Annotated in this window: 5 protein-coding genes; 4 read left to right on the top strand and 1 reads right to left on the bottom strand. The window is 69.4% G+C overall.

What is annotated here, in order from left to right:
* Positions 1-15 precede the first annotated feature (15 nt).
* The gene (locus tag AC31A1_RS40070; protein WP_078622773.1) at positions 16-1128 is read right to left on the bottom strand and encodes a LacI family DNA-binding transcriptional regulator; all 1113 of its coding nucleotides are present in this window, start codon (positions 1126-1128) and stop codon (positions 16-18) included.
* A 486-nt stretch (positions 1129-1614) separates the two neighbouring features.
* On the opposite strand from AC31A1_RS40070, the gene hisC reads away from it, so the two are divergent.
* The 4 genes from hisC (at position 1615) to cydD (ending at position 9048) form a co-directional block, all read left to right on the top strand.
* Entirely contained in the window at positions 1615-2694 is a 1080-nt protein-coding gene (hisC, locus tag AC31A1_RS40065) for a histidinol-phosphate transaminase (RefSeq protein ID WP_489658009.1), read from the top strand.
* Between the two features lie 258 nt (positions 2695-2952).
* The gene (locus AC31A1_RS40060; protein WP_489658008.1) at positions 2953-4458 is read left to right on the top strand and encodes a cytochrome ubiquinol oxidase subunit I; all 1506 of its coding nucleotides are present in this window, start codon (positions 2953-2955) and stop codon (positions 4456-4458) included.
* Between the two features lie 20 nt (positions 4459-4478).
* Positions 4479-5483, top strand: coding sequence for a cytochrome d ubiquinol oxidase subunit II (gene cydB / locus AC31A1_RS40055; RefSeq protein WP_489658007.1), 1005 nt, complete (start codon positions 4479-4481; stop codon positions 5481-5483).
* A 70-nt stretch (positions 5484-5553) separates the two neighbouring features.
* A complete protein-coding gene (gene cydD / locus AC31A1_RS40050; protein WP_489658006.1) occupies positions 5554-9048 on the top strand; it encodes a thiol reductant ABC exporter subunit CydD in 3495 nt (1164 codons plus the stop codon).
* Positions 9049-9121 lie beyond the last annotated feature (73 nt).

Raw genomic sequence — 9121 nt, 5'->3', positions numbered from 1 at the left:
AGGCACCCCCGCCCCCTACTTCCCCTCAGGCGACCGAGGCGGACTGACCGTCGTCCGAGGCGGACGTCGCTGGGACGACGTCCGCACGATCAGCTCCGTCGGTATCACCTGCTCGATCGGCAGGTCGGATTCAACCCCCTCGATCGCGTCGATGAGGAGCTGCACCACCGCCGTACCGATCCGACGCGGCTTCAGGGACAGCGTCGTGACCGGCGGCTCGGTGTTCGCGTACACCGTGGACTCGCTGCAGCACACGAGCAGCAGGTCCTCCGGCACCCGCATGCCGTAGCGCCGCGCCGCCGCCAGCAGATCCGTGCCGTTCGGGTCGAACAGGCCGTAGACCGCGTCGGGCCGGTCGGGCCGGGCGAGCAGCCGGTCGGCGGCGACGGCCCCGGCGCACGGATCGTGCGCGGGGTACGACTCGTACACCGGATCCTGGCCCACCCGCTCGCACCACCGGAGGTACGCCGTGGTCGAGAGGTGCGTGTACGTGTCCGTGCTCGTGCCCGTGAGGAGACCGATCCGGCGGGCGCCGGCGTCGGCCAGGTGGTCCAGGATGCCCAGGACCGCGGCCTCGTGATCGTTGTCGACCCAGGCGGTCACCGGGAGCGAGCCGGCCGGGCGGCCGTCGGAGACGACCGGTAAACCCTGCCGGACCAACTCGCTGACCACCGGGTCCTGGTCGGACGGGTCGATGACGACCGTGCCGTCCAGGGCGACGTTCGACCACACGTCGTGGCGCGAGGTCGCGGGGAGGATCACGAGGGCGTAGCCGCGGGCGAGCGCGGCCGAGGTGGCGGCCCGCGCCATCTCGGCGAAGTACGCGAACTCGGTGAAGGTGAAAGGTTCATCCCCGTACGTCGTCACGGTCAGGCCGATGAGGCCGGACTTGCCGGTACGGAGTGTGCGAGCCGCCGCTGAGGGCCGATAGCCCAGCCGGTCGGCGACTTCTCGGACATGGCGTCGGGTGGCGTCCGGGAGCCGGCCCTTGCCGTTGAGGGCGTCGGAGACGGTCGTGATGGAGACTCCGGCCGCGGCGGCCACGTCTCTGATTCCCGCCCGGCCCGGCCGGCTTCCTCGACGAGAGGTTTCCGCGCGGCTCACCTGGTGCTTCCCTGCTGCTGTCATGGCGAGCCGATAGTAGGGCTCATGCGGTGGGGTAGTGCGGACGCATATGCACGCGTTGACAGGCACGTTTCTGCAAGGTCAGAAGGGGTCAACTGCCTTAGAAACAAAGTCAGTTAAGCGATGCGATGGCATTACGTGACTTGTCGGCGCGCATGGGCCTGCCAAGACCCCCATGTTTCGAAGAGGTCTCAACTCACCTGCACGAGGGATGCGCGCCAGGGCGCGAGCTACCGGCGCATAGATATATGTACGGCGCGCCCCCGGTTCGTGCGCCTTCGTACGGTGTTGCCCTTGATGCGGATGTGACACGTGGGGCGGTCCCGACAGACACTCGGCGGCCGCTCGCGCGGGCCCCCGAGGCCGCTCACGCGGACGCCGGTGACTGCCCACCGCACCGGACCTGTACGCCCCGGCGGCGAATCCTCATAAGGTGAGCAGTATTGATAGCCGGTGGTGCCGGTGGTGGTGGTCACAAGGAGGACTGCGGTGAGCGAGACGAGCCCGAAGCTGCGCGCCGAGCTGGAGGGTATCCCCACCTACAAGCCGGGCAAGCCTGCCTCGGCGGACGGTCCGGTGGCCTACAAGCTGTCCTCCAACGAGAACCCGTACCCCCCGCTCCCCGGCGTGATGGAGAGCGTCACCGCGGCCGCCCTGAACTTCAACCGGTACCCCGACATGGCGTGTACCGGTCTGATGAATGAGCTGGCGGAACGGTTCGGCGTCCCCGTTTCCCACCTGGCCACCGGCACCGGCTCGGTCGGCGTAGCCCAGCAGCTGATCCAGGCGACCGCCGGACCCGGCGACGAGGTCATGTACGCCTGGCGGTCCTTCGAGGCGTACCCGATCATCACACGCGTCAGCGGCGCCACGGCCGTACAGGTCCCGCTGACCCCGGGCGACGTGCACGACCTGGACGCGATGGCCGACGCCATCACCGACCGCACCCGGCTGATCTTCGTCTGCAACCCCAACAACCCGACCGGCACGGTCGTACGGCGGGCCGAGCTGGAGCGCTTCCTGGACCGGGTGCCCGGCGATGTGCTGGTGGTGCTCGACGAGGCGTACCGCGAGTTCATCCGGGACCTGGAGGTGCCGGACGGCGTTCAGCTCTACCGCGACCGGCCGAACGTCTGCGTCCTGCGGACCTTCTCCAAGGCGTACGGCCTCGCCGGGCTGCGGGTCGGTTTCGCGATCGCCCACGAGCCGGTCGCGGCGGCGCTGCGCAAGACGGCCGTGCCCTTCGGCGTGAGCCAGCTCGCGCAGGACGCGGCGATCGCCTCGCTGCGCGCCGAGGACGAACTGCTCGGCCGCGTCGGTTCGTTGGTCGGCGAGCGCACCCGCGTGGCCGACACGCTGCGCGCCCAGGGCTGGACGGTCCCGGAGACCCAGGCCAACTTCGTGTGGCTACGGCTGGGGGAGCGGACGCTCGACTTCGCGGCGGCCTGCGACCAGGCGGGCGTGGTGGTACGGCCGTTCGCGGGCGAGGGCGTGCGGATCACCATCGGGGAGACCGAGGGGAACGACATCTTCCTGAAGGTGGCGGAGGGGTTCCGCAAGGAGCTCTAACCGTCGCCGGCGGTGTGGTTCGTCACGTCTGCCGATGTGAGGGTTCGTAACGAGTGACGTCAGGGGGGTTGCCATATGGGGACCCCCCTTCGTAATGGGCCTCCGAACGGGACCCCCCTTCCGTTGCCGAAAATCCGTACGTCATAATAGCTTGTGAATGTGAACGCGTTCACAAGCGTGTCCCAGTTCGTCCCATGATGTGTGCGGTAAAAGGGGCAAACTGCCGCTGTACCACGGCGACATAAGGAGACCGACGACGTGGAAATGGCTCTGGCGCCGGAGACACTGGCGCGATGGCAGTTCGGCATCACCACCGTCTACCACTTCCTGTTCGTCCCCCTGACGATCTCGCTCGCCGCTCTCACGGCCGGGCTACAGACCGCGTGGGTGCGTACGGAGAAGGAGAAGTACCTCAGGGCCACCAAGTTCTGGGGCAAGCTCTTCCTGATCAACATCGCCATGGGTGTCGTCACGGGCATCGTGCAGGAGTTCCAGTTCGGCATGAACTGGTCCGCCTACTCGCGGTTCGTCGGTGACATCTTCGGTGCCCCGCTCGCCTTCGAGGCGCTGATCGCGTTCTTCTTCGAGTCCACCTTCATCGGGCTGTGGATCTTCGGCTGGGACAAGCTGCCCAAGCGGATCCACCTGGCCTGCATCTGGATGGTCTCGATCGGCACGATCCTGTCGGCGTACTTCATCCTCGCGGCCAACTCGTGGATGCAGCACCCCGTCGGCTACAAGATCAACAAGGCGAAGGGCCGTGCCGAACTCACCGACTTCTGGCACGTGCTGACCCAGAACACCGCGCTCGCGCAGGCTTTCCACACGCTCTCCGCGTCCTTCCTGACCGGCGGCGCGTTCATGGTCGGCATCGCGGCCTTCCACTTGTTCCGCAAGAAGCACATCGCCGTGATGAAGAGCTCGCTGCGGCTGGGCCTGGTCACCGTCGCCATCGCCGGTCTGCTCACCGCCGTCAGCGGCGACACCCTCGGCAAGGTCATGTTCAAGCAGCAGCCTATGAAGATGGCCGCCGCCGAGGCCCTGTGGGACGGCCAGGACTCCGCGCCGTTCTCGATCTTCGCCTACGGCGACGTCAGCAAGGGCCACAACTCCGTCGAGCTGTCCATCCCCGGGATACTGTCGTTCCTCGCCGACGACGACTTCAGCTCCTACGTCCCCGGCATCAACGACACCAACAAGGCCGAGCAGGCCAAGTACGGTCCCGGCGACTACCGGCCCATCATCCCCGTCACCTTCTGGGCGTTCCGCTGGATGATCGGCTTCGGGATGGCGTCCTTCGTCATCGGCCTGGCCGGACTCTGGCTGACCCGCAAGAAGTTCTTGCTGCCCCAGCATCTGCGGGTCGCCGAGGATGAAGTGCCGAACGTCGTCCTCTTCAAGAAGGCCCTCGGCCCGAAACTCACCAAGCTCTACTGGCTCGTGTCGATCTGGACCCTCGGCTTCCCCCTGATCGCCAACTCCTGGGGCTGGATCTTCACGGAGATGGGCCGCCAGCCCTGGGTCGTCTACGGCCTCTTCCAGACCCGTGACGCGGTCTCCCCCAGCGTCTCCCAGGGCGAGGTCCTCACCTCGATGATCGTCTTCACCTCGCTCTACGCCGTCCTCGCCGTCATCGAGGTCAAGCTGCTCGCGAAGTACGTCAAGGCCGGCCCGCCCGAACTCACCGAGGCCGACCTCAACCCGCCCACGAAGATCGGCGGCGACTCACAGGACGCCGACAAGCCGATGGCCTTCTCCTACTAGGCCGAGGGAGCTGCACAGTCATGGAACTGCACGACGTCTGGTTCGTCCTCATCGCCGTCCTGTGGACCGGCTACTTCTTCCTGGAGGGCTTCGACTTCGGGGTCGGCATCCTCACCAAGCTGCTCGCCCGGGACCGCACCGAGAAGCGGGTACTGATCAACACGATCGGCCCGGTCTGGGACGGCAACGAGGTCTGGCTCCTCACGGCCGGCGGTGCGACCTTCGCCGCCTTCCCCGAGTGGTACGCCACCCTCTTCTCCGGCTTCTACCTCGCCCTGCTGATCATCCTGGTCTGCCTGATCGTCCGGGGCGTCGCCTTCGAGTACCGGGCGAAGCGGCCCGAGGAGAACTGGCAGCGCAACTGGGAGACGGCGATCTTCTGGACCTCGCTGCTCCCCGCGTTCCTATGGGGCGTGGCCTTCGGCAACATCGTCCGGGGCGTGAAGATCGACAAGAACTTCGACTACGCCGGCACCTTCTGGGACCTGCTCAACCCGTACGCGATCCTCGGCGGCCTGGTCACGCTGACGCTCTTCACCTTCCACGGCGCGGTGTTCACGGCACTCAAGACCGTCGGGGACATCCGGGTGCGGGCACGGAAGCTGGCCCTCCAAGTCGGACTCGTCACCGCCCTGTTGGCGCTGGCCTTCCTGATCTGGACCCAGGTCGACAGCGGTGACGGCAAGAGTCTGGTCGCGCTGATCGTGGCCGTCGTCGCATTGGTCGCGGCGCTGGGGGCGATTCAACTCGGGCGTGAGGGCTGGTCGTTCGCGTTCTCCGGGGTCACCATCGTGGCCGCCGTCGCGATGCTCTTCCTGTCGCTCTTCCCGAACGTCATGCCGTCCTCGCTCAACCCGGACTGGAACCTCACGGTCACCAACGCCTCGTCGAGCCCGTACACCCTGAAGATCATGACCTGGTGCGCGGGGATCGCCACGCCGATCGTGCTGCTCTACCAGAGCTGGACGTACTGGGTGTTCCGCAAGCGGATCGGCACGCAGCACATCGCCGAGGCAGCGCACTGAGTCCCGATTGGGGCATGTTTCACGTGAAACATGCCCCGTTGGGATCTCCCGAGATGAGGGTGTGTTTCACGTGAAACCAATCGACCCACGGCTACTTCGATACGCCCGCGCCACCCGCCTCTTCCTGATGGCGGTCGTCGGCCTGGGAGCCGTCGGGGCGCTGCTGGTCATCGCGCAGGCGATGCTCATTGCCGAGGTCGTGGTCGGCGCCTTCCAGCACGGCAAGTCCGTGAGTGAACTCGGCACTCCCCTGCTGCTGTTGGCGACGGTCGCCGTCGGCCGCGCTCTGGTCTCCTGGCTCACCGAACTCGCCGCCCACCGGGCCAGCGCCGCCGTGAAGTCGGAGCTGCGGGGGCGGCTGCTGGAGCGTTCCGTGGAGCTGGGTCCCGGCTGGCTGAGTGGGCAGCGGACCGGTTCGCTGGTCGCCCTCGCCACCCGGGGCGTCGACGCCCTCGACGACTATTTCTCGCGCTATCTCCCGCAGTTGGGGCTCGCGATCGTCGTCCCCGTGGCGGTACTGGCGCGCATCGTCACCGAGGACTGGGTCTCGGCGGCGATCATCGTCGGCACCCTGCCGCTCATCCCGCTCTTCATGGTGATGATCGGCTGGGCCACGCAGTCCCGGATGGACCGTCAGTGGCAGTTGCTCTCCCGGCTCTCCGGGCACTTCCTGGACGTGGTCGCGGGGCTGCCGACCCTGAAGGTGTTCGGCCGGGCCAAGGCGCAGGCCGACTCGATCCGGCGCATCACCGGCGAGTACCGGCAGGCGACCATGCGGACGCTGCGGATCGCCTTCGTCTCCTCGTTCGCCCTGGAACTGCTCGCCACGCTCTCGGTGGCCCTGGTCGCCGTGACGATCGGCATGCGCCTCGTCCACGGCGACATGGACCTCTATATCGGTCTCGTCGTCCTCGTCCTGGCGCCGGAGGCCTACCTGCCGCTGCGTCAGGTGGGCGCGCAGTACCACGCGGCGGCGGAGGGTCTCGCCGCGGCCGAGGAGATCTTCTCGGTACTGGAGACACCGGTACCGGCCTCGGGCACCACCGAGGTGCCGTCGGACGCCCTGGCCTTCGCGGGCGTGACGGTCCGGTACCCCGGGCGGTCCACGGACGCCGTCTCGGACGCGTCCTTCGCTGTGGCCCCCGGAGAGACGGTCGCCCTCGTAGGCCCGAGCGGCTCGGGCAAGTCCACTCTGCTGAACGCCCTGTTGGGGTTCGTCCGGCCCACCGAGGGCCGGGTGCGTGTCGGGGGAGTCGATCTCACCGACGTCGACCTGGAACGGTGGCGGTCGCGGATCGCCTGGGTGCCGCAACGCCCGCAGCTCTACGCCGGGACGATCGCCGAGAACGTACGGCTCGCCCGCCCCGACGCCGACGACACCGCCGTACGGCGGGCGTTGGCCGATGCCGGTGCCCTGGACTTCGTGAACGCGCTGCCCGAGGGCATCGGGAGCGTGCTCGGCGAGGACGGGGCCGGGCTGTCCGCCGGGCAGCGGCAACGGCTGGCCCTCGCCCGGGCCTTCCTCGCCGACCGGCCCGTCCTGCTCCTCGACGAACCGACGGCCGCGCTGGATGGAGCGACCGAGGCCGAAGTGGTCGAGGCGGTACGGCGGTTGGCGGTCGGGCGGACGGTTCTGCTCGTGGTGCACAGGCCGGCCCTGCTGGCGGTCGCGGACCGGGTGGTGCGGCTGACGGAGGGCGTGGCCGCGGTGCACGCGGAGGCCGGGCCGGTGATCCCCGAGACACGGACTGCCCAGGACATCTCGGTGAGTTCCGCTGTCGCCGACGAGCCCGAGACGCGGCTTGCTGTACATGCGGGTGGTGTCCTCTCCCGGGTCCGTGCCATGTCCGGTGCGCGGCGCGGTCGCCTCGCCATGGCGCTGCTGCTCGGAAGCCTCGCGCTGGGCAGTGCCGTTGGGCTCATGGGCACCTCGGGGTGGCTGATCTCGCGGGCCTCGCAGCAGCCGCCCGTGCTGTACCTGATGGTGGCGGTGACGGCGACGCGGACCTTCGGCATCGGGCGGGCCGTCTTCCGGTACGCGGAGCGGCTCGTGTCGCACGACGCGGTGCTGCGGATGCTGGCCGACACCCGGGTCGCCGTCTACCGGCGTCTTGAGCGGCTGGCGCCCGCCGGGCTGCGCGACACCCGTCGCGGCGATCTGCTGTCCCGGCTCGTCGCCGACGTGGACGCGCTCCAGGACTACTGGCTGCGCTGGCTGCTGCCCGCCGGGGTCGCGGTCGCCGTCTCCGCCACGACGGTCGGCTTCACGGCCTGGCTGCTCCCCGAGGCCGGTGCCGCCCTCGCGGTCGGCCTCCTCGCGGCCGGCGTCGGCGTCCCCCTCGTGACCGGCGCCGTGGCCCGCCGTGCCGAACGGCGCTTGGCCCCCGCCCGCGGTGTGCTCGCCACCCGCGTGACCGAACTGCTCACTGGCACCGCCGAGTTGACGGTCGCCGGCGCACTGCCCGCCCGTACTGCGGAGGCCAAGCGGGCGGACAGCGCACTCACCCGGATCGCCTCACGCGCCGCCACGGCCACCGCCCTCGGCGACGGCCTCACCGCGCTGATCTCCGGCCTGACCGTCGCCGCCACCGCCCTCGTGGCCGCCCAGGCCGTCGCCGCCGGACGGCTCAGCGGTGTCCTGACGGCCGTCGTCGTCCTGACCCCGCTCGCCGCCTTCGAGGCCGTCCTCGGACTCCCGCTCGCCGTGCAGTACCGGCAGCGGGTCCGCAAGAGCGCCGAGCGTGTGTACGAGGTGCTGGACGCCCCCGAGCCCGTACGGGAACCGGAGCGGCCTCGCCCGGCACCTGCGACACCCTTCCCGCTCGTCGTACGGGGACTGGCCGCCCGGCACACCGGGCAGGACCGGGACGCGCTCACCGGGCTCGACCTGACGCTGGAGAAGGGTCGCCGGGTCGCGGTCGTCGGGTCCTCCGGGTCCGGCAAGACGACGCTGGCGCAGGTGCTGCTGCGCTTCCTGGACGCGGACGCCGGCACGTACACGCTGGCCGGTGTGGACGCGTACGCCCTGGACGGCGACGACGTACGACGGCTCGTCGGGCTGTGTGCGCAGGACGCGCACCTCTTCGACAGCTCGGTGCGCGAGAACCTGCTCCTCGCGAGGAAGGACGCGACCGAGGACGAACTGCGGGCCGCGTTGGAGCGTGCCCGGCTGCTCGACTGGGCCGACGGGCTGCCCGAGGGCCTGGACACGCTCGTAGGTGAGCACGGAGCGCGGCTCTCCGGCGGGCAGCGGCAGCGGCTGGCCCTCGCCCGCGCGCTGCTCGCCGACTTCCCGGTGCTCGTGCTCGACGAGCCCGCCGAACACCTGGACCTGGCGACCGCCGACGCGCTCACCGCCGATCTGCTGGCCGCCACGGAAGGCCGTACGACACTGCTCATCACGCACCGGCTGGCGGGCCTGGAGGACGTGGACGAGGTGATCGTGCTGGACGAGGGGCGTGTCGTGCAGCGGGGTCCGTACGCCGGACTGGCCTCCGTGGAGGGGCCGTTGCGGGGGATGGCGGAGCGGGAGGCGGAGTCGGAGCTGTTGGTGGCGGCGGGTTAGGGGCCTGGCGGCCGAACCGCTCGACTTTCCGTGGCAAAGCGGACTAATTAGGCTCGGGGTATGTCAGCTGCCC

It is taken from the genome of Streptomyces sp. P5F9 (assembly GCF_057961495.1).
Note: the sequence above shows the minus strand (reverse complement) of the source record. Positions and strands in the feature narration are given on the sequence as shown.